The sequence below is a fragment of the Vineibacter terrae genome (assembly GCF_008039615.1).
GTDB classification, from domain to species: domain Bacteria; phylum Pseudomonadota; class Alphaproteobacteria; order Reyranellales; family Reyranellaceae; genus Vineibacter; species Vineibacter terrae.
Genome location: NZ_VDUZ01000003.1, coordinates 252,136 through 277,619 on the forward strand (window position 1 = coordinate 252,136; position 25,484 = coordinate 277,619).

The 25,484-nt window shown below is 67.7% G+C and carries 27 protein-coding genes and 2 tRNA genes; 23 read left to right on the top strand and 6 right to left on the bottom strand.

Going from position 1 to position 25,484, the window contains the following annotated elements; all coding sequences use genetic code 11:
* Positions 1–24 precede the first annotated feature (24 nt).
* From FHP25_RS04215 to FHP25_RS04235, 5 genes are all read left to right on the top strand, one after another.
* On the top strand, positions 25–567 hold the full coding sequence (locus tag FHP25_RS04215; RefSeq protein WP_147845686.1) for a TRAP transporter small permease subunit: 543 nt from the start codon (positions 25–27) through the stop codon (positions 565–567).
* Between the two features lie 15 nt (positions 568–582).
* A complete protein-coding gene (locus tag FHP25_RS04220; RefSeq protein ID WP_147845646.1) occupies positions 583–1,905 on the top strand; it encodes a TRAP transporter large permease in 1,323 nt (440 codons plus the stop codon).
* Between the two features lie 99 nt (positions 1,906–2,004).
* Positions 2,005–2,784, top strand: a complete 780-nt coding sequence (locus tag FHP25_RS04225) for an SDR family NAD(P)-dependent oxidoreductase (RefSeq protein WP_147845647.1) — start codon at positions 2,005–2,007, stop codon at positions 2,782–2,784.
* A 116-nt stretch (positions 2,785–2,900) separates the two neighbouring features.
* Entirely contained in the window at positions 2,901–3,227 is a 327-nt protein-coding gene (locus FHP25_RS04230) for a YdhR family protein (RefSeq protein ID WP_147845648.1), read from the top strand.
* A complete protein-coding gene (locus tag FHP25_RS04235; protein WP_147845649.1) occupies positions 3,224–3,703 on the top strand; it encodes an SRPBCC domain-containing protein in 480 nt (159 codons plus the stop codon). Before FHP25_RS04230 ends, FHP25_RS04235 begins: the two co-directional genes overlap by 4 nt.
* 113 nt (positions 3,704–3,816) lie before the next feature.
* On the opposite strand, the gene FHP25_RS04240 is transcribed toward FHP25_RS04235, so the two are convergent.
* Complete coding sequence (locus tag FHP25_RS04240; RefSeq protein WP_147845650.1) at positions 3,817–4,710, bottom strand: fructose bisphosphate aldolase; 894 nt, start codon at positions 4,708–4,710, stop codon at positions 3,817–3,819.
* 190 nt (positions 4,711–4,900) lie between these two features.
* Between FHP25_RS04240 and FHP25_RS04245 the strand changes: the two genes are divergently transcribed.
* The 3 genes from FHP25_RS04245 (at position 4,901) to FHP25_RS42555 (ending at position 7,043) form a co-directional block, all read left to right on the top strand.
* Positions 4,901–5,683, top strand: coding sequence for a type 1 glutamine amidotransferase (locus FHP25_RS04245; protein WP_178133283.1), 783 nt, complete (start codon positions 4,901–4,903; stop codon positions 5,681–5,683).
* On the top strand, positions 5,680–6,381 hold the full coding sequence (locus tag FHP25_RS04250; protein WP_147845652.1) for a ribonuclease activity regulator RraA: 702 nt from the start codon (positions 5,680–5,682) through the stop codon (positions 6,379–6,381). The genes FHP25_RS04245 and FHP25_RS04250 overlap by 4 nt, the downstream gene beginning before the upstream one ends.
* Before the next feature lie 272 nt (positions 6,382–6,653).
* On the top strand, positions 6,654–7,043 hold the full coding sequence (locus FHP25_RS42555) for an AbiU2 domain-containing protein (protein ID WP_408068516.1): 390 nt from the start codon (positions 6,654–6,656) through the stop codon (positions 7,041–7,043).
* Between the two features lie 92 nt (positions 7,044–7,135).
* Here FHP25_RS42555 and FHP25_RS04255 read toward each other — a convergent pair.
* Positions 7,136–7,210: transfer RNA gene (locus tag FHP25_RS04255), tRNA-Asn, on the bottom strand.
* 108 nt (positions 7,211–7,318) lie between these two features.
* Positions 7,319–7,392 (bottom strand) — tRNA-Cys (locus FHP25_RS04260).
* A 114-nt stretch (positions 7,393–7,506) separates the two neighbouring features.
* On the opposite strand from FHP25_RS04260, the gene FHP25_RS04265 reads away from it, so the two are divergent.
* The 3 genes from FHP25_RS04265 to FHP25_RS04275 all read left to right on the top strand — a co-directional run bounded on the left by FHP25_RS04265 (position 7,507) and on the right by FHP25_RS04275 (position 10,277).
* The gene (locus tag FHP25_RS04265; protein ID WP_147845653.1) at positions 7,507–8,172 is read left to right on the top strand and encodes a protein-L-isoaspartate O-methyltransferase family protein; all 666 of its coding nucleotides are present in this window, start codon (positions 7,507–7,509) and stop codon (positions 8,170–8,172) included.
* A 183-nt stretch (positions 8,173–8,355) separates the two neighbouring features.
* Positions 8,356–9,735, top strand: coding sequence for a TolC family outer membrane protein (locus tag FHP25_RS04270; protein ID WP_147845654.1), 1,380 nt, complete (start codon positions 8,356–8,358; stop codon positions 9,733–9,735).
* A gap of 29 nt (positions 9,736–9,764) precedes the next feature.
* Positions 9,765–10,277 (top strand): DUF2497 domain-containing protein, encoded by a 513-nt coding sequence (locus tag FHP25_RS04275; RefSeq protein WP_147845655.1) that lies wholly within the window; start codon positions 9,765–9,767, stop codon positions 10,275–10,277.
* Positions 10,278–10,402: 125 nt separating this feature from the next.
* Here FHP25_RS04275 and FHP25_RS04280 read toward each other — a convergent pair whose 3' ends face one another.
* Positions 10,403–10,882: a CoA-binding protein gene (locus FHP25_RS04280; RefSeq protein ID WP_231712199.1), complete on the bottom strand. Its 480-nt coding sequence runs from the start codon at positions 10,880–10,882 to the stop codon at positions 10,403–10,405.
* A gap of 68 nt (positions 10,883–10,950) precedes the next feature.
* The gene (locus FHP25_RS04285; RefSeq protein ID WP_147845657.1) at positions 10,951–11,778 is read right to left on the bottom strand and encodes an enoyl-CoA hydratase; all 828 of its coding nucleotides are present in this window, start codon (positions 11,776–11,778) and stop codon (positions 10,951–10,953) included.
* 507 nt (positions 11,779–12,285) lie between these two features.
* Between FHP25_RS04285 and FHP25_RS04290 the strand changes: the two genes are divergently transcribed.
* From FHP25_RS04290 to rpsI, 3 genes are all read left to right on the top strand, one after another.
* Positions 12,286–12,705, top strand: coding sequence for a PaaI family thioesterase (locus FHP25_RS04290; RefSeq protein ID WP_218578163.1), 420 nt, complete (start codon positions 12,286–12,288; stop codon positions 12,703–12,705).
* A 149-nt stretch (positions 12,706–12,854) separates the two neighbouring features.
* Positions 12,855–13,319 (top strand): 50S ribosomal protein L13, encoded by a 465-nt coding sequence (gene rplM, locus FHP25_RS04295; RefSeq protein WP_147845659.1) that lies wholly within the window; start codon positions 12,855–12,857, stop codon positions 13,317–13,319.
* Positions 13,320–13,321: 2 nt separating this feature from the next.
* Positions 13,322–13,816, top strand: a complete 495-nt coding sequence (gene rpsI / locus FHP25_RS04300) for a 30S ribosomal protein S9 (RefSeq protein WP_147845660.1) — start codon at positions 13,322–13,324, stop codon at positions 13,814–13,816.
* Positions 13,817–13,900: 84 nt separating this feature from the next.
* On the opposite strand, the gene argC is transcribed toward rpsI, so the two are convergent.
* Positions 13,901–14,848 carry an N-acetyl-gamma-glutamyl-phosphate reductase gene (gene argC, locus FHP25_RS04305; RefSeq protein ID WP_147845661.1) on the bottom strand — a complete coding sequence of 316 codons (948 nt, stop codon included), beginning with the start codon at positions 14,846–14,848 and terminating at the stop codon, positions 13,901–13,903.
* Between the two features lie 152 nt (positions 14,849–15,000).
* Here argC and FHP25_RS04310 point away from each other — a divergent pair, with 152 nt between their 5' ends.
* The 9 genes from FHP25_RS04310 to FHP25_RS04350 all read left to right on the top strand — a co-directional run bounded on the left by FHP25_RS04310 (position 15,001) and on the right by FHP25_RS04350 (position 25,152).
* Positions 15,001–15,591, top strand: a complete 591-nt coding sequence (locus tag FHP25_RS04310) for an NAD(P)H-dependent oxidoreductase (protein WP_147845662.1) — start codon at positions 15,001–15,003, stop codon at positions 15,589–15,591.
* A 68-nt stretch (positions 15,592–15,659) separates the two neighbouring features.
* The gene (locus FHP25_RS04315) at positions 15,660–16,874 is read left to right on the top strand and encodes an acyl-CoA dehydrogenase family protein (protein WP_147845663.1); all 1,215 of its coding nucleotides are present in this window, start codon (positions 15,660–15,662) and stop codon (positions 16,872–16,874) included.
* Positions 16,875–17,129: 255 nt separating this feature from the next.
* Positions 17,130–18,122, top strand: coding sequence for an ABC transporter substrate-binding protein (locus FHP25_RS04320; protein WP_147845664.1), 993 nt, complete (start codon positions 17,130–17,132; stop codon positions 18,120–18,122).
* Positions 18,123–18,143: 21 nt separating this feature from the next.
* A complete protein-coding gene (locus FHP25_RS04325; protein ID WP_147845665.1) occupies positions 18,144–18,890 on the top strand; it encodes an ABC transporter permease in 747 nt (248 codons plus the stop codon).
* Positions 18,887–19,633, top strand: a complete 747-nt coding sequence (locus FHP25_RS04330; RefSeq protein ID WP_147845666.1) for an ABC transporter ATP-binding protein — start codon at positions 18,887–18,889, stop codon at positions 19,631–19,633. Before FHP25_RS04325 ends, FHP25_RS04330 begins: the two co-directional genes overlap by 4 nt.
* Before the next feature lie 410 nt (positions 19,634–20,043).
* Positions 20,044–20,511, top strand: coding sequence for a Rieske (2Fe-2S) protein (locus tag FHP25_RS04335; protein ID WP_218578164.1), 468 nt, complete (start codon positions 20,044–20,046; stop codon positions 20,509–20,511).
* Between the two features lie 52 nt (positions 20,512–20,563).
* Positions 20,564–22,294, top strand: coding sequence for a methanol/ethanol family PQQ-dependent dehydrogenase (locus FHP25_RS04340; RefSeq protein WP_147845668.1), 1,731 nt, complete (start codon positions 20,564–20,566; stop codon positions 22,292–22,294).
* A 130-nt stretch (positions 22,295–22,424) separates the two neighbouring features.
* Positions 22,425–22,877 (top strand): (2Fe-2S)-binding protein, encoded by a 453-nt coding sequence (locus FHP25_RS04345; RefSeq protein ID WP_147845669.1) that lies wholly within the window; start codon positions 22,425–22,427, stop codon positions 22,875–22,877.
* A 1-nt stretch (position 22,878) separates the two neighbouring features.
* Positions 22,879–25,152: a xanthine dehydrogenase family protein molybdopterin-binding subunit gene (locus tag FHP25_RS04350; protein WP_147845670.1), complete on the top strand. Its 2,274-nt coding sequence runs from the start codon at positions 22,879–22,881 to the stop codon at positions 25,150–25,152.
* The last annotated feature ends 332 nt before the right edge of the window (positions 25,153–25,484 follow it).

Below are 25,484 nucleotides of genomic sequence, written 5' to 3' on the forward strand. Positions count from 1 at the left end.
CGGTCAAGCAGGGACGAGGGCCGGATGCTGAAGCTTGCCAGGACGATCACCTCCATCAACAAATGGTGCGCCCGGATTGCCGCATGGCTGATCATGCCGATGTTCGCCCTGCTGATGGCCGATGTCATCATGCGCTACGTGGTCGGCAGCGCGGCGATCTGGACTGCCGAGCTGGCTCAGCTGATCTTCGGAGTCTATGCGGTCATCGCCGGCGGCTATCTGCTGGTCGAGCGGGCGCATGTCAACGTCGATATCATCTACGGCCGATATAGCGCCGTGCGGAAAGCGAAGATCGATCTGGCCACGTCGTTCCTGCTCTTTCTGTTCCTTGCGGTGCTGATCTGGCAGGGCACCGACATGGCCTGGGAGTCTGCCGCCAAGCTCGAGACATCCTCCAGCATCTGGGATCCGCAGATCTGGCCGGTCAAGGTCGCGATCCCGGTCGCCGGCGTCCTGCTGCTGCTCCAGGCCTTCGTGCGCATCGCCTCGGATATCCGCACGGTGATGGGCATCGAGAATGATCCGGATGTGTTCGGCAAGCAAGCCAACGACGAGCCCTCTCATTGAACGGGAAGATTGATCGTGCCTGTCGAACTCATCACGCTTCTCTTCTTCGGCTCACTCGTCCTCTTCCTGTTCATCGGCACCCCCCTGGTTTTCACCCTTGGGGGCATTTCCGTCATCTTCCTGTTCTTCACGATGGGGCCTGTCGGGTTCTACATCGTCGCGTCCAAGTTCTGGGACTCGATGATGAGCTTCACCCTCATCGCCATTCCCATGTATGTCTACATGGCGATGCTGCTCGAGAAATCCGGCGTGGCGCAGGATCTCTACCGGATGATGCATGTCTGGTTCGGCTCGATCCGGGGCGGGTTGGCGATCGGCACCGTCGCGATCTGTGCGATCTTCGCGGCCATGAGCGGCATCAGCGGCGCCGCGGTCGTGACGATGGGGACCATCGCGCTGCCGCGCATGCTCGAGCGCGGCTATGACAAGCAGCTTGCGGTGGGCGCGATCAATTGCGGCGGCGGCTGGGGCATCCTGATCCCGCCCTCGATCCTGATGGTCCTGTATGCCTTGCTGACCGAGGTCTCGGTGGGGCGGCTGTTCGCATCGGGCATCGGCCCGGGCATCCTGCTGTTCGTGCTGGTGTCGATCTATATCGGCGTGCGCGCCTGGCTGCAGCCCTCGCTCGCGCCCGCCCTGCCGGTCGAGGAGCGCGGCGACTGGAGCCTGAAGATCAAGTCGCTCAAGGCGGTGTTCCTGCCGCTCTTCATCGTCATGCTCGTGCTGGGCGCGATCTTCGGCGGCTTCGCGACGCCGACCGAGGCGGCCGCGCTCGGCGTGTTCGGCGCGCTGGTGTCGTCGGCCGTCCATCGCAAGCTCTCGTTCGCAGTCCTCAACGATGCCGCGATGCAGACCCTGCGGCTGACTGCGCTCATCATGTGGATCCTGTTCGCGGCGCACGCCTTCTCGACCGCTTATACGACGCTGGGCGCCAACGATCTGATGAACCATCTGATGACGCTGATCCCCGGCGGTCAGTGGGGCGCGCTCGCGTTCATGCTTCTCGTGCTGCTGCTGCTCGGCATGGTGCTCGATCCGGTAGGAATCATGCTGATCACGCTGCCGGTATTCCTGCCGGTGGTGAAGGCCTATGGCTGGGATCCGATCTGGTTCGGCGTGATTTTCATCATCATGATGGAGATCGGCTACATGACGCCGCCGTTCGGCTTCAACCTGTTTTACCTCAAGGCCGTGGCGCCTCCCGAAGTGACGATGCACGACATCTACCTGTCGGTCATTCCCTACGTGCTGGTGACCCTCGTTGGCGTGCTGATCCTGATCATGCTCCCCGAGATCGCCCTCTACTTCCCGAACCTGTTCTTCGGCGAGGCGAGGTAGCGGTGATATCCGGCGGCGTTTTCACGCGCCGCCGCCGATCCCGCCGGACGTCCTTGGCGGTGAAGTCTTCTCACAAGAATCCGATACCGGGAGATCAGCATGAAACGGGTCGAGGGGAAGGTCGCGATCGTGACCGGCGGGGCAAGCGGCATCGGGGCTGCGACCTGCCGGGTGCTCGCGCTGGAGGGCGCACAGGTCGTGGTCGCCGACATCAGCGAGCGGCGCGGGCCGTCGGTGGCCGAATCGATCAGGGCCGATGGCGGCGCTGCGCATTTCATGCGGCTGGATGCCGGTGATGCCGCGAGCTGGCGGGCGGTGGTGGATGCCACGGTCGAGCGCTTCGGCGGGCTCGATATCCTGGTCAATTGCGCCTACTCGGGCAAGGCGGGCGCGGTCGACACCATGCCCGACGAGACCTGGGGCCAGGCCTTCCGCGTCACCACCGACGGCGTGTTCTACGGCATGAAGACGGCCGGCGCGCAGATGCGCGCCGGCGGCGCCATCGTGAACATCGCCAGCGTCGCGGCCTATCGCGGCTCGACCCACAACGTCGCCTACGCCGCCGCCAAGTCGGCGGTGATCTCGGCCACGCGCTCGGCGGCGATGCGGTTTGCCGAGATGCCGCACAAGATCCGCGTCAACGCCGTGGCGCCGGGCATGATCCAGACGCCGGCGCTGGAGAAGACCTTCGAGGCGCTGGCGCGCCAGGGCCGCTCGGTCGACTCGACCAAGGCGGCGATGGTGCGGCAGATCCCGCTGGGCCATGTCGGGGCGCCCGAGGACATCGCCCGCGCCGTGCTGTTCCTGGCCAGCGACGAGGCGCGCTACATCACCGGCACCGAGCTGGTGGTCGACGGCGGCTTCCTGGCGCGGTGGTAGGGGCGGTCCTGCCCCACGGCAGGCAGGCCGCAGGCTGACAAGGCGTCAACAAAACTTGTTTGCCAGCGGCACGCCAGCGGCGCTATCGCTGATGCGAGCCGGAGCAGGAGGACACCATGCCCGTGATTCTTCAGGTCAACTACACGCCCAGCGACAAGCAGAGCCGCCAGGCGCCGCAGGACAGGATCGAGTCGGCGAAGGCGATCGCCAAGCTGCCGGGGCTGCTGTGGAAGGTGTGGATCGAGGACAGCGCCAGCAACACGCGCGGCGGCATCTACCTGTTCGAGAACCTGGACAGCGCCAAGGCCTGGGGCGACGGCGTGCTGGCGACGCGCCTGGCCGAGGGCGGCGGCAGCGACGTCTCGATCCGCTACTTCGACGTCAACGAGGAGCCCAGCGTCATCACGCGGGCGCCGCTGGCGCAGCTGCTGCAAGCCGCGTGACACCGGCGGCCCGGACCGGGGCGTCGACACGCACGTCGCAGGTCATCAAGGCGCGGCCTGAGGCGGTGTATGCCGCGTTCATGGATGCGGCCGCGCTCATGGCCTGGCTGCCGCCGGCGCAGATGACGGCCAGGATGCACGCGTTCGACGCGCGGGTCGGCGGCGGCTACCGGATGTCGCTGTTCTATCCGCCCGACGAGCAGGCCTTCCACGGCAAGACCGCGGACAAGGAGGACATGGTCGACGTGCGGTTCATGGCGCTGGCGCCGCCGCATCGGATCGTGCAGGCCGTGCGCTTCGTCACCGCCGATCCCGCCTTCGCCGGCGGGATGACGATGACCGTGACCCTGGACCCGGTGCCGGACGGCACGGCAGTCACCTTGTCGTTCGAGAACCTGCCGCCGGGCCTGCGTCCCGAGGACAACGACGCCGGCGCGCGGCTGTCGCTGGCGCAACTGGCGCGCTTCGTGGAATGACGCAGTGGAATGACGCAGTGGAATGACGCAAGCGCAAGCGCGCGCCGCGGCCGCCAGTCCTCGTCCGGCGTCACGTGCTCGCTGCCGCCTCGATGCGCTGGCAACCCGGGAGGTCAGCCTTTCACGGTCGATGCCCGGTAGATCTCGTCGATGGACCTTGCCAGCGTCGCGTCAAACACCATGTCGCTCATCGCGTGCCTGAGGTCCTCGACCAGCGCCCGCGAGAAGCTCGCGATCACGCCGTGGTGGACGGCAAGGCGTTTGCAGGCCTCGGCCCGCGTGTAACCGCCGGACAGCGCGACGACCCTGGCCACGCGCGGGTGCCTCACCAGCGGTGAATAGAAATCCGGAACGTCCGGGATCGTCAGCTTGAGCATCACCCGGCGGCCCTCCGGCAGGGCATCGAGCTTCCTGGTCAATTCCGAACGGAGGATGGCTTCCGCCGCAGCCTTGTCCGGGCTCGTGATCGAGACTTCCGGCTCGATGATGGGCATCAGCCCATGGGCGGCGATCCGGTCGGCCACGTCGAACTGCTGCGCCACCACCGCGGCGATGCCTTCGGTTGCGGGCAGGTTGATCACCGAGCGCATCTTGGTGCCGAAGATGCCGAGCGTCACCGCCCGGGCGAGCAGGGCGTCGAGCGCCGGCATCGGCTTCATCAGGCTGACGCCATCGGCCTCAGGCTCGAGGCCCTTGTCGACCTTGAGGAAGGGGACGATGCCGCGCGCCTCCCGGAGGAAGGCCGGCACGGATCTTCCCTGCGCCTGGCCGTCCATCGTGCCCTCGAACAGGATGGCGGCGATGACCTTCGCGCCGCTGAAGGCCGGCGCGGTCATGATGCGCACGCGCATCTCGTGCATGAGCCTGAACATCTCGGTGTCGCCCTTGTAAGCGCTGTCCGCGATGCCGTAGAGGCGCAGGGCGCCGGGGGTCGATCCGCCACTCTGGTCGAGCGCAGCGATGAAGCCATCCTTGCCCGCGATCTGCGCCATCACCGTGTTGGCCATGATCGTCATCCTCGCCTGAGGCCAGTCCTGTCGCGCAAGGATGACACCACCGGAGTCGGCCACAAGAGGGAATGCGGGTGCCGCCGGCGGCCTATGGCCGCGTCTCGACCCAGCCGCGCAGGTGCCGGGCGGTCAGGGCGTGGCGCCTGCGAGACCTGCGTGCCAGGATGTGCCCCGCGGAGGTGACGGCGTGAAACAGGCTCTCGTGCTGCAGCACATGGTCGGCGACCACCCGGGACGGTTTCTCGATTTCTTCGCCGAGGACGGCATTCTTCCGCATGTCGTGCGGCTGTGGGACGGCGAGGCGATCCCGAGCCTGGCGCCTTACGACCTGATGTTCGTCCTGGGCGGCACGCAGGATGCCTGGCAGGAGGCCGACCACCCCTGGCTGGTGGCCGAAAAGCAGGCGATCCGGGAATGGGTGCAGGACCGCGCCAGGCCCTATATCGGCGTCTGCCTCGGCCACCAGCTGCTGTGCGATGCGCTGGGCGGCGAGGTGGCGCCTTCCGGCACTCCCGAGGTCGGGGTTTTCGACATCGCGCTCACCGACACGGGCCGGCATCACCCGCTGCTGGCCGGCCTGGCGCCGAGGCAGCCGGTCATGCAGTTCCACCTGGCCGAGGTGAAGCGCGCGCCGCCGGGGGCGGCCGTGCTGGCCGCGTCCGAGCGGGCAGCGGTGCAGAGCGTCGCCATCGGCGCGCATGCCATCGGCACGCAGTTCCACTGCGAGTGCTCGCCGCAGACGCTGGCGGGTTGGGCGTCGGCGCCGGCCCCGATCGCCTTTCTCGAGCGCCATCTCGGCCCGGATGCCTATCGCCGGCTGCTGGCCACCTCCTATCCGCTGATGCCGCAGATGCACGCCATGGCGCGGCGCATCTACGACAACCTCGTCGTGGCCTGCGGCCTGCGCGCGACCGCAGCCTGGTCGCGAGCATCCGGCTTCCCATCCCAGACAGAGGCGTGCGCCACATGACCGATGACGCCAAGATCGTCGCGACGCTCTCCAAGATCACGACGGCCACCATCACCACGATCCTGCTCAAGAAGGGGTTGCGCAACGTCTGGATCAGGGGCACGCGGCCGATCCGCGCGGGTCAGCCGCGCCTCGTCGGCCGTGCCTTCACCCTGCGCTTCGTGCCAGCGCGCGAGGACCTGGCGACGCCGGAATCCTGGTCCTCGCCGAAGTCGACGCGCGCCGCCATCGAGGCGATGCCCGCGGGCTGCATCGCGGTGGTCGACGCGATGGGCGTCACCGACGCCGGCATCTTCGGCGACATCCTGTGCGCGCGCATGGCCCAGAAGGGCGTCGCGGCGCTGATCACCGACGGCGTCGTGCGCGACATGGCGGGCGTGCTGGCCACGGGCCTGCCGGTGTGGTGCCAGGGCGCGGCCGCGCCGCCCTCGGTCGCGGGCCTGACCTTCGTGAACTGGCAGGAGCCGATCGCCTGCGGCGGCGTGGCGGTGTATCCCAACGACGTCATCGTCGTGGATGACGACGGCGCGGTGCTGATCCCGGCCGCGCTGGTCGACGAGGTGGTCGCGCTCGGCCCCGAGCAGGAGCAGCTCGAGGCCTGGATCATGCAGGAGGTCGAAGCCGGCGCATCGCTGCCCGGGCTCTATCCGCCCAACGCCGAGAACAAGGCACGCTACGAGGCGTCGAAAGGGCGGTGAGGATGCGGATAACAGCGACGTTGTTGACTCGCTTTTGATCTGCGCTGTCCGCGCTGCGTATGAAGGTTTGATCAAACAGCTAGAGTACAGCTTCGAAGTCGAAGTGCTCGATGCTTTCGATTTTGTCACGCGAGAAGAGGTTATTGGAAGGGGTGACTTATCTCGCGAGTTTCCGATTGATCGTGTTGTCAGCTGGAGCCTCACCGATCATCTACGAGAACATCCAGATCGTGCGCCGGCAGCGCAACGCTGAGGCTGGCCTGATGGCTAGCATGTGGGTGCTGGAGAAAGGGCGATGTCAGGAAGGGACTTCACAGCCGAGGAAGCGAGGGAGGAACGTGTCCGTCGCATGGGGAGCCATTGGGTGTGCTGTTCGACGCTCTTTGGCAGGAGGTCTTTGGCTACATGTGAAGTGGGAGGAATATGTCGAACTATACGGGAAGCGGCAGAGTCGCGTTGATCTCCTCAATGAAGCCGCACCGCTCTTTTTCAGGATTGTCCAAGATGCGTTGTGGGCCGACACGCTGCTTCACATAGCCCGACTGACCGACGAACCGAACTCATACGACAAGCCTAGTATGGAGGCGATGACCTGCTGTTCTCGCCAGTTGGCCCCGCCACCGGCGGAGAACACTTACTCTATCTCGTTGATGCCGGTCTGAAGGCGGAGGCTCAGCGGTCCTTGAGACTACAGACGGCGCAACGAGAAGACTGGGAACGTCCTAAGTGTTTGATTTTGTTGATTTCATGGAAATGGCTCCGGAGGAGGGATTCGAACCCCCGACCCGGCGGTTAACAGCCGCCTGCTCTACCACTGAGCTACTCCGGATCACCGATCCCGACCGGTGTGGCGCCGATCGCGAGGGCGGCTTTTTGCAGACGCCGCCGGACGTTGCAAGGGGTTTTTCCGTTGCCGTCCACCCACTGCCGCAAGCGCTGGAGGCCCGAGCCGGAATCGAACCGACATAAAAGGATTTGCAGTCCTCTGCATAGCCATTCTGCCATCGGGCCGGCGCTTTGGCCTGCGGGGTATAAGGGGTTGCCGCGGGCAGGGTCAAGCCGTTGCCCGCTGTCCCGCCCGCGTTTATAACCGCCGCGTCTTTTTTCGCTGCCGCTCGAGTCCCCATGACCATCGATTTCGCCCTTGCCCGCCGCAACATGGTGGAAGGCCAGCTACGGCCCAACCAGATCGTGCACCCGGGCCTGCTGGAGGCTCTGGCCGAGCTGCCGCGCGAGCGCTTCCTGCCCGACGCGCGCGCCACCATCGCCTATGTCGACGAGGCCGTGCCGCTGGGCGGCGACCGCTACCTGATGGAACCGATGGTGCTGGCGCGCCTGATCCAGATCATGCAGCCCTCGGCCGAGGACCGGGCGCTGGTCGTGGGCGCCGGGCCGGGCTACGGCGCCGCCGTCCTGGCGCGCATCGTGAAGTCCGTGGTGGCCCTGGAATCCGACCCCGGACTGGCCAAGCGGGCCCGCTCCCTGCTGTCGAGCCTGGGCGCCGGCAACGTCACCGTCGTCGAAGGGCCACTGGCCGGCGGCCACGCCGCCGGCGGGCCGTACGACGTGATCCTGGTCGAAGGCGCGGTGCCGGCGCTGCCCGACAGCCTGGCGCAGCTCGTGGCGGAAGAGGGCCGCCTGGCGGCCATCGTCGGCTCGGGCCGGCCCGGCTATCCCGGGCAGGCGCATCTGGGCCGCAAGGTCGGCGGCACCTTCTCGTCACGGCCGATCTTCGACGCCGGCACGCCGGCCCTGCCGGGCTTCGAGGCGCCACCCCGGTTCGTGTTCTAGCCCGAGCCGGCCGCGGCGTGGCGCCGGCACAGGACGGCCCCGGCGGGCATTCGGCGCTACCGCGCGGCCGGACCTCGATGCTAGGATGGGTGTGCCGGCGCGTCCGATCACGGGCGGCGCGCGGCTCGCCGCTCGGCGCCTGATCGAGCGGGAGTTGGGGGCCGTCGGCAAGGGGAGCCTTCGATGCGTTCGCGTACTGGCGTTTCTCGGGTCGTTCGCAGCCTGGCGCCTTGGCTGCTGACCGCGGCCGCCGCGCTGCCGGCGGGCGGCGCCTGGGGACAGTCTCTGACCGAGACGTTCGTATCGACCTACAATTCCAACCCCGAGCTGCTGGGACAGCGCGCGCGGCTGCGGCAGGTCGACGAGACCGTGAACCAGGCGCTGGCCGGCTGGCGGCCGGTGATCCGCGGCCAGGGCGATTACGGCGTCAACAAGCAGAACAGCTCGCTGCGCTCGCCGCGCGAGCAGGATCTGCGGCCGCGGGCCTATGCGCTGACCGTGACCCAGCCGCTGTTCCGCGGCGGCAAGACGGTGGCGGCCACGCGCGGCGCCGAGGCCGACGTGCAGGCCGAGCGCGCCGATCTGGTGAACCGCGAGCAGAACGTGCTGCTGGGCGCCGTCACGTCCTACAGCGACGTGGTGCGCGACGATGCGACGGTGCTGCTGCGGCGCAACAACGTGCGGGTGCTGCAGGAGCAGCTGGCCGCGACCAACGCCCGCTTCCGCGTCGGCGAGCTGACGCGCACCGACGTGGCCCAGGCCGAATCGCGGCTGGCGCGCTCGCAGTCCGACCTGATCGCGGCCGACGCCCAGGCGGCGAACTCGCGCGCCACCTACCAGCGGGTGGTGGGGATGCGGCCGGGGGCGCAGCTGCAGGAAGCATCGCTGGTGAACACGGTGCCCGGCACCGAGGACCAGGCGGTGGCGCTGGGGCTGGAGTACGCTCCGCGCGTGGTGGCGGCCAAGTACCGGGTGACGAGCGCCAACTACGCCATCGACAGCGCCATCGGCGACCTGCTGCCGACGCTGCAGGTGGTGGGCTCGGTGTCGCGCTCCTTCGACCAGCAAATCCGCAACGACCACCTGTTTTCCTACGCCATCCGCGGCCAGCTGTCGGTGCCGCTGTACCAGAGCGGTGCCGAATACAGCCGGGTGCGCGCCGCCAAGCAGTTCCACGGCCAGCGCCAGAACGAGCTCGACAGCGCCCGGCGGCTGTCGGCCGAGTTCGTGATCCGCGCCTTCCGCCAGCTCGAGGCGGCGCGGGCACGGGTGCAGTCGATCGGCGCTCAGGTGCGCGCCTCGCAGGTGGCGCTCGACGGCGTGCGGCAGGAAGCGCAGGTCGGCTCGCGCACGACGCTGGACGTCCTGAACGCCGAGCAGGAGCTGCTCGACGCCCAGGTGACGCTGGTCTCGGCGCGCCGCGACCTCGTGGTCAGCCACTATGCGCTGCTGGCCGAGATCGGCCAGCTCACCGCCCGCCAGCTGCGCCTGCCGGTCGAGTACTACGACGAAGAGAGATATTACAAGAACGTGCGCGATTCCTGGATCGGCCTGGGGAATTGACCGTCGGAACCGCGGCGAGGGTGTAGTGGATGAACGATAGCAAGGCGCATCGGGACCCGTCGATGGATGATATCCTGTCATCCATCCGCCGCATCATCCATGAGGATGCAGGGCGCGCGGCCGCGGCCGCCAAGGCGCAGTCGGCGACGCCATCGCCCGGCGCGCCGGGGCCGGCCGCTTCGTCCGCTGCCGCCACCGCGGGTGCCATGCGGCCCAACGGCAAGCCCGGCCGTCACGACGACGTGCTGCTGCTGACCGACCTGATCGAGGCGCCCGATCCCGGCAGCGCGCCGGCGCCTGCCGCCGGGGCGGGGCCCATGGCAAGCAACCCGATCTCCTCGGCCATGGATCGCCTGGCCCGCGCCGTGGAGGAGGCGAGGCCGCCGGTCGCGCCGGCGGCGGCGTCCGCTGGCGGCCGCTCGATGGAGGACGTGGTGCAGGAGATGCTGCGCCCGCTGCTGCGCGAGTGGCTGGAGAAGAACCTGCCGCCGATGGTCGAGCGCATCGTCGAACGCGAGGTCCAGCGCCTCACCCAGCGCTGAGGCTCATGAGGCCGGGCCGCGGCGCTCCAGCGCCGCATCCGGCGCGCAGCGCCGGACACATGAGCGGCGCTGGAGCGCCGCGGCCCGACCCAAAGACATGAGGCGGCCGCATTCGGCCCGGGATCCTACAGCCGCCGCTTCTTGCTGGAGATCACGCCGCTGGCGATGCCGTGCCACTCCAGGGTGCCGATCAGGCGGCTGTGCTCGATCTTGGGACAACGGTTCATCACCACCCGCAGGCCGGCCGCCTCGGCGCGCCGCGCCGCCGCGTCGTTGCGCACGGCGATCTGCATCCACACCACCTTGGCGCCATGCGCGATCGCGGCGTCGGTGATCGGGCCGGCGGCCTCGGTGTTGCGGAAGATGTCGACCATGTCGACGGTCTCGGGCAGGTCCTCGAGGCTGGCGTGGACGGTCTGGCCCAGGATCTTCTGGCCGACGGCGCCGGGATTGACCGGATAGATCTTGAAGCCCTTGTCCAGCAGGTACTTCATGGCGAAGTAGCTGGGGCGGTTCCAGTTGGTCGACGCGCCGACCATGGCGATCGTCTTCACGTCGCGCAGGATGCGGCGCAGATAGGCATCGTCATAGCGGTCGTGGTCGATCGCCGGTGCGGCGGCCGTGGCGGTGGGGGCAGGGGAACCATCCATGATGCGGCTCTGTGTGCGATGTCTCAGCGGCCCGTCCAGTCGGGCTGCGGCTTCTTGTTGACGAAGGCATCGATGCCGATCCTGGCATCCTGTCGCATCATGCCGCCGGCCATGAACGTGCTGGCGTAGGCATAAGCCTGCTCCAGGTCCATCTCCATGTGCTTGTGGAACAGCTCCTTGCCCTGCGCCAGCACCAGCGGCGACTTGGTGGCGATGTGCTGCGCCAGCGCCATGGTGGCGGCATCGAGCTCGGCGGCCGGCACCACCCGGCTCACCAGGCCGTCGCGCAGGGCTGTCTCGGCGCTCACCGGCTCGCCGGTGAACAGCATGTCGAGCGCCCGCTTGGAGCCGATGTTGCGGCCCAGCGGCACCGAAGGCGTGCCGCAGAACAGGCCGATATGCACGCCCGGGGTCGCGAACTTGGCCTCGCCGGAGGCCACGGCCAGGTCGCAGGCCGCCACCAGCTGGCAGCCGGCGGCCGTGGCCACGGCATGAACCTTGGCGATCACCGGCTGCGGCAGCCTGCGGATCTTCATCATCATGGCGCTGCACTTCGTGACCAGGTCGAAGTGGAACGCGTATTCGGTGCTGGAGCGGATCTCGCGCAGGTCGTGCCCGGCGGAGAAGGCGCGCCCATTGGCCTGGATCACCACGACACGCACGGTCTTGTCGCTCATCAGCCGGTCGAACTCGGCGTCCAGCGCCGCGATCAGCTCGCTGGAGAGCGCGTTCATGGCCTGCGGCCGGTTGAGCGTGAGCACGGCGACGCGGCCATGGTTCTCGCGCAGCAGCACCGGCTCGTTGGCCTGGGGTGCCTGGGTGGTCACGGTCGCTGTAGGGGCGGCGGTCATAGGCGGAACTCCGACGATAGCGCCGCACTATAGGCCGGCTCGCAGCCGCGCTGCCAGCGTGCGGTCGCGACAAAATCGACAGAGTGAGATTCTGACAGTTAATTAAGCATATTCAATAAGATAAACGATTTTAACAATCTAAAAATTGAGAGGAATGATTGGTCGTCGAAAGGAATCGAGGCATCGGTCCGGCGCCAGCCGTCGCGACCGCAACCGGACCTGGTCTGGCATTGTTATATAAAGGAATTAAACTGATAAATTAGATTATGAAAGTTAAATAACTTCATGAAATACAATGATTTTATGCGGTTAATTTTTATTGACTCCCACATTAAATGATGGGATAAGGATGTCCTCTGGACGAGGGATCGGCAGGGGGAGGGACTGGACGCCATCGCGCTTGAGGGGGCTTGCGCGCGATGGCGTCCAGAGGCCCGTTGTTGCAGCAGCTTTCGCCGGGTAGGGTCGCGCCCCCTTGCAAGCGCGAACGAGGCGATGATGCCGCTGATGAGCGGGCCGCAACTGCTGCAGTTTCTCGACACGTCCTTTCCCCAAGCCAGGCACCTGGGCCTGCAGATCGAGCATGTCGATGCGACGTCGATCCGGCTGCGCATGCCAATCGGCGATCAGCAACTGCGCCCCGGCGGCATCGTCTCGGGCCCGACCCTGATGTGGATGGCCGATTGCGGCGCCTACCTGCTGATCCTGGCCCAGATCGGGCCGGTGGCGATGGCCGTCACCAGCAGCCTCAACATGAACTTCCTGCGCGCCGGCGATGGCAGGCGCGACCTGATCGGCGAGGGGCGCCTGCTGAAGCTGGGGCGCCGGCTGGCGGTGACCGAGTTCGCGCTGCTGTCCGACGGTTCGCCCGAGCCGGTGGCGCAGGCGACCGTGACCTATGCCATTTCGTCTGCAAAAATGGGGTAAAATAACACCCCACCCATAATCCCTTGATTCTGTGGGCCTGTCTTGCCGTGATCGGGACGGAGTCGCTTGACAGGCCGGGCGCCGGGCCGTAATGAGCGCGCCGGTCGGGCGGCCTGCGGGGCGCCCGCATGTTTTTTCGGATCGGATCCATGAAAACCTTCAACCTCAAGCCTGCCGACGTGCAGAAGAAGTGGGTGTTGATCGATGCCGACGGGCTGGTGCTCGGACGGCTGGCCACGATCATCGCCACCCGCCTGCGCGGCAAGCACCTGCCGACCTACACGCCGCACGTCGATTGCGGCGAGAACATCATCGTGATCAACGCCGAGAAGGTGCGCGTCACCGGCAACAAGCTGCGTGACAAGGTCTTCTACTGGCACACCGGCTACCCCGGCGGCATCAAGGAAGCCACCATGGGGCAGCGGCTGGGCGGCAAGTATCCCGAGCGCGTCATCGAGAAGGCGGTCGAGCGCATGATCACGCGCGGGCCGCTGCAGCGCCAGCAGATGAAGAACCTGCGCGTCTTCAAGGGGGCGGCGCACCCGCACGAGGCGCAGCAGCCGACCAAGCTCGATATCGCGGCGATGAACCGCAAGAACGTGAGGGCCGCGTAACCATGGCAACCGAACCCACGCCCGCGGCCGGCCTGCGCAAGGCCGCGACCAACCTCGCCGCGCTGAACGCGACGCAGGAGCCGGTGCAGCGCACCAAGGAAGTCGACGCCCAGGGCCGCGCCTACGCCACCGGCCGCCGCAAGAACGCGGTGGCCCGCGTCTGGGTGAAGCCGGGCACCGGCAAGGTCACCGTCAACGGCAAGGAGCAGGTGATCTATTTCGCGCGTCCGACGCAGCGCATGATCATCCAGCAGCCGTTCCAGGTCGCCGGCCGCGTCGACCAGTACGACGTCGTCGCCACCGTCACCGGCGGCGGCCTGTCGGGCCAGGCCGGCGCGGTGCGCCACGGCATCTCGCAGGCGCTCACCAAGTACGAGCCGGAGCTGCGCCCGCCGCTGAAGCATGGCGGCTTCCTCACCCGCGACCCGCGCGTGGTCGAGCGCAAGAAGTACGGCAAGGCCGGCGCCCGCCGCAGCTTCCAGTTCTCGAAGCGCTGATCGGATGCGATCAGACCAGGCCAAACGAAAGGGCGCCCCGCGGGGCGCCCTTTTTGTTTCTTTGGGAGCGCCGACTTCCAGAAATCACGCCGCCAGGTCGAGCATGACCTCGAGGTTCTGCACGGCGGCGCCCGAGGCACCCTTGCCGAGATTGTCCAGGCGCGCCGAGAGGATCACCTGGCCGTATTTCTCGTTGCTGTGGACGCGCAGCTCCATGCGGTCGGTCTCGTTGAGCGCCTCGGGCTCGAGCCGGTCGCTGGCCTTGTCGGCGCTGTTCACCGCCACGACGCTGATGCGCGCGCTGCCGCGGTAGTGCGCGGCCAGCACGGCCTCGATATCGCGTGCCGTGGGCTTGCCGGTCAGCGTGTCGAGATGCAGCGGCACGTCGACGATCATGCCCTGGCGGTAGTTGCCCACCGACGGCACGAAGATCGGCCGGCGCGTGAGCCCGCTGTAGAGCTGCAGCTCGGGCACGTGCTTGTGCTCAAGGCGCAGGCCATAGACCTCGAACGACGGCGCCGTGCCGGCCTCGAAGGCCTCGATCATGCTCTTGCCGCCGCCGCTGTAGCCGCTGACGGCCTGCACGATCAACGGGTAGTCCTTGGGCATGAGGCCTGAATCGACCAGCGGCCGCACCAGCGCGATGCCGCCGGACGGGTAGCAGCCGGGGTTGGCGACCTTGCGGGCGGCGCGGATCGCGGCCGGCTGCGCGCGGGTCAGCTCGGGAAATCCGAACACCCAGCCCGGCGCGACGCGGTGCGCGGTGCTGGCGTCGAGCACGCGCGGCGCCCTCTCGCCCAGGGAGTCGGCGATGGCGACGGCCTCGCGCGCGGCGTCGTCGGGCAGGCACAGCACCACGACGTCGACCTCGGCCATCACGGCACGGCGCGCCTCAGGGTCCTTTCGTCGCTCGGCGGGGACGCTCCTGACCTCGATGCCGGGCACCGCGCGCAGGCGCTCGCGGATGCCGAGCCCGGTCGTGCCGGCCTCGCCGTCGATGAAGACACTGGGCTTGTTCGCCATGCTCGCCATTCGGTGACTCCTGAACCTCCATCTGCGCCACGGTGGCGCGGGGCATACATACGCCGGCTGGACGCGACGTCAAGCGGCGCTGCCGGCAGTGTGCGAAATTCGTGTGACGCGGTAATGAAGCAACCAGCCCGTCACCAGCCGGCGTTCCCGCGATGCGCATCCAGGTCGTCCACTGCCATCCCCTGACAGACAGCTACAACCACGCGCTCTTCCAGGCCATCGTGACGGCGCTGGAGCAGGGCGGCCACGAGGTCATCGCCACCGACCTCTACCGCGAGGAGTTCGCCCCGGCGATGAGTCCGCGGGAGCGCCGCAGCTACCATTCGGGCGCCTATGACGATGCCGCGGTGTCGGCCTACGCCGAGACGCTGCGCCGGATCGACGGCATCATCTTCTGCTTCCCGCACTGGTGGTTCTCGATGCCGGCCGTGCTCAAGGGCTATGTCGACCGGGTATGGGGGCCGGGCATCGCCTTCGAGCACGACCCGGCCGGTGGCCGCATCGTGCCCAGCCTTACTCATGTCAGGCTGTTTGGCGTGGTGACCAGCTACGGTTCGCCGTGGTGGGTCACCCGCCTGCTGGCCGGGGATCCGGGCCGCAAGGTCATGATGCGAGCCCTGAAGCCGATGTGCGGCAAGCGGGCGCGCTCGTTCTACCTCGCGCACTACGATATGGACCGCTCGACCGCGGCGTCGCGGCAGGCCTTCGTCGAACGGGTCCGCGCCGTCGTGTCCAGGATTTGACGCCGGCCTTGCCGGTGCGGCACAAGTGCTGAAATATCCCAAGACCTGACGGAAAGGACGAGAAGCAGATGGACCTGCGGTTCACGCCGGAGGAGCTGGCGTTCCAGCGCGAGGTGCGCGAGTGGATCGCGGCCAACATGCCCAAGGAAGTGGCCGAGGAATCGCGTCGCAGCCGCAGCTCGCACGTCTCGCGCGAGCGGCTGGTGCAGTGGCAGCGCATCCTGGCCTCGCGCGGCTGGCTGTGCCCGAGCTGGCCCAAGGAGCATGGCGGACCGGGGTGGAACGCGACCCAGAAGTTCATCTTCGAGATGGAGATGGCGCGCGCCGATTCGCCCTACCTGTCGTCGTTCAGCATCAAGATGGTGGCGCCGGTGCTGATGAAGTACGGCAGCGAGGCGCAGAAGCAGCGGTTCCTGCCCAGGATCGCGGCCGCCGAGGAGCTGTGGTGCCAGGGCTACTCCGAGCCCGGCTCGGGCTCCGACCTGGCGTCGCTGCGCACCCGCGCCGTGCGCGACGGCGAGCACTACGTGGTCAACGGCCAGAAGATCTGGACCACCAACGCCCACTGGGCCGACTGGATGTTCTGCCTGGTGCGCACCTCGAGCGAGGGCAAGCCGCAGGAAGGCATCTCCTTCCTGCTGATCGACATGAGGACACCGGGCATCAAGGTCGAGCCGATCCACATGGGTGACGGCACACGGGCGCCGGGCCGCCACGAGGTCAACCAGGTGTTCTTCACCGACGTGCGCGTGCCGGTCGAGAACCGCGTCGGCGAAGAGAACAAGGGCTGGACCTACGCCAAGTACCTGCTGGAGTTCGAGCGCGGCGGGCAGGCCTATGGCCCGCGCCTGCGCAAGGCGTTCCACCACCTGGAGGAGCTGGCGCGCACGCAGACCAAGGACGGCAAGGCGCTGCCCGAGGATGCGGCGTGGCGCGAGAAGATGGCGGCGCTGCAGATCGAGATCGACGCCGTGGAGATGAACGAACTCAGCTTCTACGCCTCGCTCAAGACCGGCGAGGCGCCGGGCCTGATGGCCTCGGTGGTGAAGATGCGCGGCACCGAGGTCGGCCAGAAGGTGACGGAGCTCGCGGTCGAGGCGGTGGCCAACTATGCCCAGCCCTTCACCGAGCTGCGCAACTACGATTCCAACATCGTGCCGGTCGGCGGCGAGTACGTCGACGACGTCGCGCCGCGCTACGTCAACCAGCGCAAGAGCACGATCTACGGCGGCTCCTCGGAAGTGCAGCGCAACATCATGGCCAAGGCGCTGCTGGGCCTGTGAGGAGCGGCGCAGAGAAGGGCGGCGCACAGGGACCGCACCGTCATCCCGAGCGCCCTCACCGTCATCCCGAGCGCAGCGAGGGATCTCCCGCGGCAAAGGCGCACGGTGCGCCATTCACGGGAGATCCCTCGCTGCGCTCGGGATGACAGCTGGCGCCCGGGATGACAGCGACGCCAACGACGCTATAGGGTGTGCGGCGAAAAACGGTCCCGGCGCAATCGCGCCGTTCAATGGACCGGCTGCGGGGAGACGCGCATGTCCTTGTGGTGGCGGGCCCGGTTGCTCTCGATCGCCGTGCTGATGGCCATGGCGGCGCTGCCGCTGTCGCCGGCGGCGGCGCGCGAGGCGGTGCGCATCGGCGTGCTGAAGTTCGGCACCGTGAACTGGGAGCTCGACGTCATCAAGACGCACGCGCTGGACAAGAAGGAAGGCATCGACGTGCAGATCGTCGAGTTCGCGGGCCGCGATGCCACCTCCGTGGCGCTGCTGGCCGGCAAGGTCGACGTCATCGTCATCGATTGGATCTGGGTATCGCGCCAGCGCGCCGAGGGCAGCAAGCTCACCTTCGTGCCTTTCTCCAGCGCCGTGGGGGCGCTGATGGTGCCGGCCGATTCACCGGTGCGCACGCTGGCCGACCTCAAGGGCAAGCGGCTGGGCATATCAGGCGGCCCGATCGACAAGAGCTGGCTGCTGATCCGCGCGATGGGCCTGTCGCAGGCCGGCATCGATCTCGACGATGCCGTCGACAAGGTGTTCGGCGCGCCGCCGCTGCTGAACGCGCAGGCGCTCGCCGGCCGGCTCGACGGCATCATCACCTCATGGAACTTCCTTGCCGAGCTCGAGGCACGGCGGTTCCGCACCCTGGTCAGCGTCGAGGACGCGGCGCGCGCCATCGGCATCTCCGGCACGCTGCCGCTGCTGGGCTATGTCTTCGACGAGGGCTGGGGCAGGGATCGTCGCGACGCCGTCGCCGCCCTGGTGCGCGCCAGCCGCAGCGCCAAGCAGATCCTGGCCGAGTCGGATGCCGAATGGGATCGCCTGCGGCCGCTGGTCAAGCCGGCCGATGACGCCACCTTCGCGGCGCTGAAGGCCGGCTTCCGGCGCGGCGTGCCGACAAGCTGGGGGCAGGCCGAGCGCGACGACGCGGCGCGTGCCTATGCCGTCATGGCCAAGCTGGGCGGCGCCGAGCTGGTCGGCCGCAGCCCGACGCTGCAGCCGGGCGTCTTCTGGCCGGACGTCACCTACTGACGCGGGCCGATGTGTTTTCCGATGCTGCACCGTAGCGTCTGGCCGTACATCGCCTCGATCGCGGCGCTGCTGCTGCTGTGGCAGCTGGCGGCCGGATGGGTCGACAGCCGCGCGCTGCCGACGCCGATGGCGGTCCTGGCTGTGCTGGAGCGCGAGGTCACGAGCGGGGCGCTGCCCTACCATCTCGCCGTGACCCTGGCGCGTGTCGCCGCCAGCTTCTTCCTGGCGCTGCTGATCGGCAGCGCCATCGGCATCGTCATGGGCCGCTCGGTCCTGATCGACCGGCTGGGCGACAGCTGGCTGATCGTCTTCCTCAACCTGCCGGCGCTGGTCACCATCGTGCTGTGCTATGTCTGGTTCGGCCTCACCGAGGCGGCTGCGATCCTGGCGGTGACCATCAACAAGATCCCCAACGTCGTGGTCACGGTGCGCGAGGGCGCGCGCGCCATCAGCCGCGACCTCCTGGAGATGGCGCAGGTGTTCCAGCTCGGCCGCGTCAGGACGCTGCGCCACGTCGTGCTGCCGTCGCTGGGGCCTTTCATCATCGCCGCGGCGCGCTCGGGGCTGGCCATCGTGTGGAAGATCGTGCTGGTGGTCGAGCTGCTGGGCCGCAGCAGCGGCGTCGGCTTCCAGATCAACCTGTTCTTCCAGCTGTTCGACGTCGCCGGCATCCTTGCCTACACGATCGCCTTCGTGGCGGTGATCCAGCTGCTGGAGCTGGGCGTGCTGCAGCCGCTCGAGCGGCGCGCCAACCGGTGGCGGCGATGACGGCGCTCGTAGTCGACATCCGCGAGAAGCGCTACCCGGCGGTCGGCCGCGCCGATGCCGCGGTGGCGCTGCGGGATCTGCGCTTCGAGGCCGCTTCCGGTGAGCTGCTCTGCGTGGTGGGGCCGTCGGGCTGCGGCAAGACCACGCTGCTCAACATCATCGCCGGGCTGGACCGCGATTTCAGCGGCCGCATGACGCTGCCGCCGATGGCCAAGGGCCGGCCGGCGATCGGCTACGTCTTCCAGAATGCGCGGCTGCTGCCTTGGCGCACGGTGCTGGAGAACATCGAGCTGGTGATGCCGCCGAGCGAGGGGCGCCGCCGGCGCGCGCTCGACCTGCTGGCGGCGACCGGGCTGGGCGACGTGGCCCAGGTCTATCCCGAGCGCCTGTCGGTGGGCATGGGACGGCGCGTGGCGCTGGCACGCGCCTTTGCGATCGATCCGCAGCTGCTGCTGCTGGACGAGCCGTTCGTGTCGCTGGACGAGCCCACGGCGCAGCGCCTGCGCCTGCTGCTGCTGGAGATCTGGGGCCGGCAGCCGACCACGGTCCTGTTCGTGACCCACGACCTGCGCGAGGCGATCCTGCTGGCGGACCGCATTATCGTGCTGTCGCCGCCGCCGGCGCGCGTCGTGGCCAGCATCCCGATCGCGCTGCCGCGCGATGCGCAGCGGGACGCCGCTGCGATCGAGGCGGTCCGCCGGCAGCTGCTGGACGAGCTCGGCGATTCCTTCGGCACGCTCTGACCCCAATTCAGCCGGCGCTTTCCGTCCGCGGCTGGTTCCCGCCAAGCGTGCGAGCGGTCAGTCAGCACAGATGGCGCCAAGTAACATTTAGCCCTCGTGTGTAAGCTGTTCTTGTTGACGGCCTAATGCGCTGAGTGATTACGTGTAGGAAAGCGCTTTCATATGAATGATCTGCTGACAGTGACGATCGCTTACAACGTAGCAGCGGACTGAGAAGCAACGAGTAGAGGGCGCGTATGGGAGGACGGAAAACCGAGATCGCCGGAAACGGCGAGGGGCGCGGGTCGTGCGGGTGCGCTTCACACAACGATGATCTGGAGTCGCCCGATCGCCGGGCTTTGTTGACGGCAACCCTGGCAGGCGGGGTGGCGCTGGCGTTTCCGGCTGCGGGCAACGCCGCGGATCCGCGGATGTCCCGGCCGCAGGCCGGCGATGTCTTCGTCTTCGCGATCGGCGACAAGGCCAAGTCGGTCATCACGGACGCGGACCTGACAGTGGGTGGCGCACCGGTGCTGGCGTGGCCGATGGACCCGCAGACCAAGACGATCCGTGACGGATCGCGCCTCAACCAGCTGCTGATCGTGCGGCTGGACGCGTCGAGCCTCGACGAGACGACGCGCGGCCGCGCGACGGATAGCGGGATCGTGGCGTACTCGGCGTCATGCACCCATGCGCTGTGCCCGGTCACCGGATGGCGTCCCGAGAAGCACATCGTCCACTGCCCGTGCCACAACTCGGAGTACGACATCAGCAACGGCGCCAAGGTCGTGTTCGGCCCGGCGCCGCGGCCGCTGCCGGCGCTGCCGCTCAAGGCGGTCGATGGTGCCCCGGTAGCAGCCGGCGCCTTCACCGGGAAGGTGGGTGCCGGCACCACGTGAGTTGTTATGGCCTTGCAAGCTTGTCTCGATGCCATTGCGGAGGGAGGAAGCGATGAGAGCAGGACAACACGCTTGGTTCGGGCTGGCCTTGACCAGCCTCATGGTGCCGATGATGGCATCGGCCCAGGGGATAAAATCCTACGCCCCGGTCACCCAGGAGCGGCTCAACAACCCGGAGCCCGCCAACTGGCTGCAATACCGGCGGACCTATGACGGGATGAACTACAGCCCGCTCGACAAGATCAACACCACCAACGTCAAGAACATGGTTCCGGTCTGGACCTTCTCGACCGGCGTCAACGAAGGTCACCAGGCGCCGCCCATGGTGAACAACGGGGTCATGTTCATCACCACGCCGCAGGCGCAGGTGATCGCGCTCGACGCCAAGACCGGCGACCTGCTGTGGCGCTACAAGCGCCAGCTGCCGGAAGACCTGTTCCAGCTGCATCCGACCAACCGCGGGGTGGGGATGTGGCAGGACATGCTGTTCCTGGCGACCGTCGACGATTTCCTGGTGGCGCTCGATGCCAAGACCGGCAAGGAGCTGTGGGCCAAGCCGGTCGGCGACTACAAGAAGGGCCATTACCTGACCCTGGCGCCGCAGGTCATCAACGGCAAGATCATCGTCGGCACCTCGGGCGGCGAGTTCGGCGTGCGCGGCTACATCGTCGGCTATGACGCCAAGACCGGCAACCAGCTGTGGCGGACCTACACCGTGCCGGCGCCCGGCGAGCCGGGCAGCGAGACCTGGAAGGGCGACGACTGGAAGACCGGCGGCGGCTCGGCCTGGATGACGGGCAACTACGACCCTGCCACCAACACCGCCTACTGGGGCATCGGCAACGCCGCGCCGTGGCCAGGCGATGCCCACCCGGGCGACAACCTGTACACGGCATCGGTCATCGCGCTCGATCCGGACACCGGCAAGATCAAGCATCATCACCAGTACCATCCCAATGATTCATGGGACTGGGACGAGGTCGATCCGCCGATCCTGATGGACGTGACGAAGGACGGGAAGACGATCAAGGCGCTCGTCCACCCGGGCCGCAACGGCTATCTGTGGACGCTGGAGCGCACGCCCGAGGGCATCAGCTTCGTGTCAGGGATTCCCTACGTCCACCAGGACGTGTTCGCCAGCATCGACCCGAAGACCGGCCGGCCGACCTACAACGAGAAGACGACGCCGAAGGTGGGCAAGGACGTCACCTTCTGTCCGTCGCTGTGGGGCGGCAAGGACTGGCTGTCGGCGACCTACAGCCCAAAGACCAAGCTGCTCTACATCCCGGCCAACGACAATATCTGCGGCCGGGTGGTCGGCGAGAAGAAGCCGCACATCGAAGGGCAGCTGTGGCTGGGGGCCGAGCTCGAGAAGCTCGACCTCAGCATGAAGGACAAGAAGGTGCCGGCCTACATGGGCGAGCTGCAGGCATGGGACGTCTCCGGCGGCAAGAAGGTCTGGTCGTACAAGTTCCCGACCCAGCTCTTCGCCTCGGCGATGGCGACGGCCGGTGACCTGGTGTTCGTCGGCGGCACGAGCGACCGCTACTTCCGCGCCTTCAACGCCACGAACGGCGAGCTGCTGTGGCAGCACCGGACCAACTCCGGCATCAGCGGCGGACCGACGGCCTTCGAGGTCGACGGCACGCAGTATATCGCCGTACAGTCCGGCTGGGGCGTCGATGCCCAGCGCATCCAGGACTCGCTGGCCAAGCTGGGCATCCCCGGCGTCAGCCCCGACGTGCCGCAGGGCGGCGTCGTCTGGGTGTTCGCGGTGAAGTGAGGAGCAAGCGGACGGGGCGCGGGCTAGCGTAGGGCCTGCCACAGGGCGACAGAAGCCATCGTCGGCCCGCGTCGTATCCATCGAGCCGGGGGCGGACCCCGGCTCACCCGAGCCACAGGGAGGAAGCGCCATGGTCAAGCTGCGCGTTAACGGACAGGAGCGGTCCTTCGATGGCGACCCATCGATGCCGTTGCTGTGGTACCTGCGCGACGAACTGGGCCTGACCGGCACCAAGTTCGGTTGCGGCGAAGCGTTGTGCGGCGCCTGCACGGTGCATGTCGACGGCCAGGCGGTGCGGTCCTGCATCACCGCCATGGGCGACACCGACGGGCGGGTGGTCACCACCATCGAGGGTCTGGACCCCAACGGCAACCATCCCATGCAACGCGCCTGGCGGGCCGCCAACGTGCCGCAATGCGGCTACTGCCAGAGCGGACAGATCATGCAGGCCGCGGCGCTGCTGGCGGAGAAGTCCAATCCCTCCGACGAGGACATCGACTCCGCGATGGCAGGCAACATCTGTCGCTGCGGTACATATCAACGCATCCGTAACGCCATCAAGGCGGCAGCCAAGGGAGCGTGACATGACCGCGATCATCGAGAATGTCAGCCGCCGCAAGCTGCTGCTGGGCGTCGTCGCCACGGGCGGCCTGATCGTCGCGACGCGGCTGCTGCCGATCCGCGACGCCTTTGCGCAGCAGAAATACGGCGCCGACGGCATGCCGCACGGCACCGTGAACGATCCGAAGGTCTTCGTGGCGATCGACAAGGACGGCACCGTCAGCATCGTCTGCCACCGCTCCGAGATGGGGCAGGGCGTGCGCACCGGCGTGCCGCTGATCCTGGCCGACGAGATGGAGGCCGACTGGTCGCGCGTGCGCATCGTGCAGGCGCAAGGCGACGAGGTGAGGTACGGCAACCAGGACACCGACGGCTCGCGCAGCACGCGGCACTATCTGAAGCCGATGCGTGAATGCGGCGCCGCCATGCGCATGATGCTCGAAGCGGCTGCCGCCAAGCGGCTGAACGTGCCGGTCGGCGAGGTCGAGGCCCGCAACCACGAGGTCGTGCACAAGGCCTCCGGCCGCAAGCTGGGCTACGGCGATCTGGCGGCCGATGCCGCGGCGCTGCCGGTGCCCAAGGAGCTCAAGCTGAAGGACCCGGCCGCGTTCCGCTATATCGGCAAGGATACGCCGATCATCGACCTGGTCGACATGACCACGGGCCGCGCCAAGTATGGCCAGGACACGATGCTGCCCGGCCTGAAGTTCGCCGTCATCGCGCGGCCGCCCGTCTATGGCGGCAAGGTGGCGTCGGTCGACTCGAGCGAGGCCATGAAGGTGCCGGGCGTCGAGAAGATCGTGCAGATCGAAGGCACGCCGATACCGTCGACGTTCCAGCCGCTGGGCGGCGTGGCCGTGATCGCCCGCAACACCTATGCCGCGATGAAGGGTCGCGAGGCGCTCAAGATCACCTGGGACGACGGGCCCAACAAGGTCTACGAGTCCAAGGACTATCGCGGCAAGCTCGAGGCCTCGGCGCGCAAGGACGGCAAGGTGGTGCGCAACGAAGGCGACGCCGACGGCGCGCTGGCCAAGGCGGCCAAGAAGGTCGAGGCCGAGTACTACCTGCCGCACTTCGCTCACGCCACGATGGAGCCGCCGGCGGCGACCGCGCGTATCCAGGACGGCAAGTGCGAGGTCTGGGCCTGCGTGCAGAGCCCGCAGGGCACGCGCGACACCGTGGCCAAGCGGCTGGGCATGTCGGCCGACAACGTGACCGTCAACGTCACGCTGCTGGGCGGCGGCTTCGGGCGCAAGTCCAAGCCCGACTTCGCGGTCGAGGCGGCGCTGCTGTCGCGCGAGATGGGCGGCGCGCCGGTCAAGGTGGTGTGGACGCGCACCGATGACCTGCACCACGGCTACTACCACACGGTCTCGGTCGAGCGCCTCGAGGCCGGGCTGGACGCCGCCGGCAAGCCGGTGGCCTGGAAGCACCGCACCGTGGCGCCCAGCATCGCCTCGATCTTCGCGCCCAACGTGAAGAACGAGGCGGCCTTCGAGCTCAGCATGGGCGCCGTCGACATGCCGTTCGCGATCCCCAACATCCGGGTCGAGAACGGCGAGGCGGAGGCGCATACCCGGATCGGCTGGTTCCGCTCCGTGTCCAACATCCCGCATGCGTTCGCGGTGCAATCCTTCGCGGCCGAGATGGCCCATGCCGCCGGCAAGGACCCCAAGGACTATCTGCTGGAGCTGATCGGTCCGCCGCGCCTGGTCGATCAGGCCAAGGCCGGCGTCGGCTGGAACTACGGCGAGGATCCCAGCATCTACCCGATCGACACGGCTCGCCTGCGGCGCGTGGTCGAGCTGGTGGCGGAGAAGGGCGAATGGGGCCGCAAGCTGCCGCCACGGCATGGCCTGGGCATCGCCGTGCACCGCAGCTTCGTGAGCTACGTCGCGACCGTGGTCGAGGCCGCGGTCGACGAGAAGGGCAACCTGACGGTGCCGCGCGTCGACATCGCCATCGACTGTGGCTTCTTCGTCAATCCGGAGCGTGTACGGGCCCAGCTCGAGGGTGCCTGCGTCATGGGCATGAGCCTGGCGCTCAAGAGCGAGATCACGTTCAAGGACGGGCGGGTGGTCCAGAACAACTTCGACACGTTCGAGGTGGCCCGCATCAACGAGTCGCCGCGCGACACGCGCGTGCACATCGTGCCGGCCAACATCGCCGTGCCGCCGGGCGGCGTCGGCGAGCCGGGCGTGCCGCCGTTCGCGCCGGCGCTGTGCAATGCGATCTTTGCCGCCACCGGCAAGCGCATCCGCCAGCTGCCGATCCGCGACCAGCTCTCGACGTAAGGCCAGGGCGCGCGGGCCTGCGGCCCGCTCATGATATGAACCGAGGCGCCGGCGTCATGCCGGCGCCTTTCTTTCTGTCGCTGACACACCTGTCATCCCGAGCGCAGCGAGGGATCTCCTGCAAGGGACGCACGGTGCGCCATTCGCGGGAGATCCCTCGCTGCGCTCGGGATGACAGGCGTATTGGCGACCAGTGTTCCGGCGCTAGCCCAACTTTCCCAACTGGAGGGCTGAAACGGCAATTTTGAGGTTGGAAAGTGTGAAAACGCGAATCATTTCAAGGGGTGTCGGTCGGCGAGCGGCTGTAGTGAAGACCAAGTGCCTTTTATGCT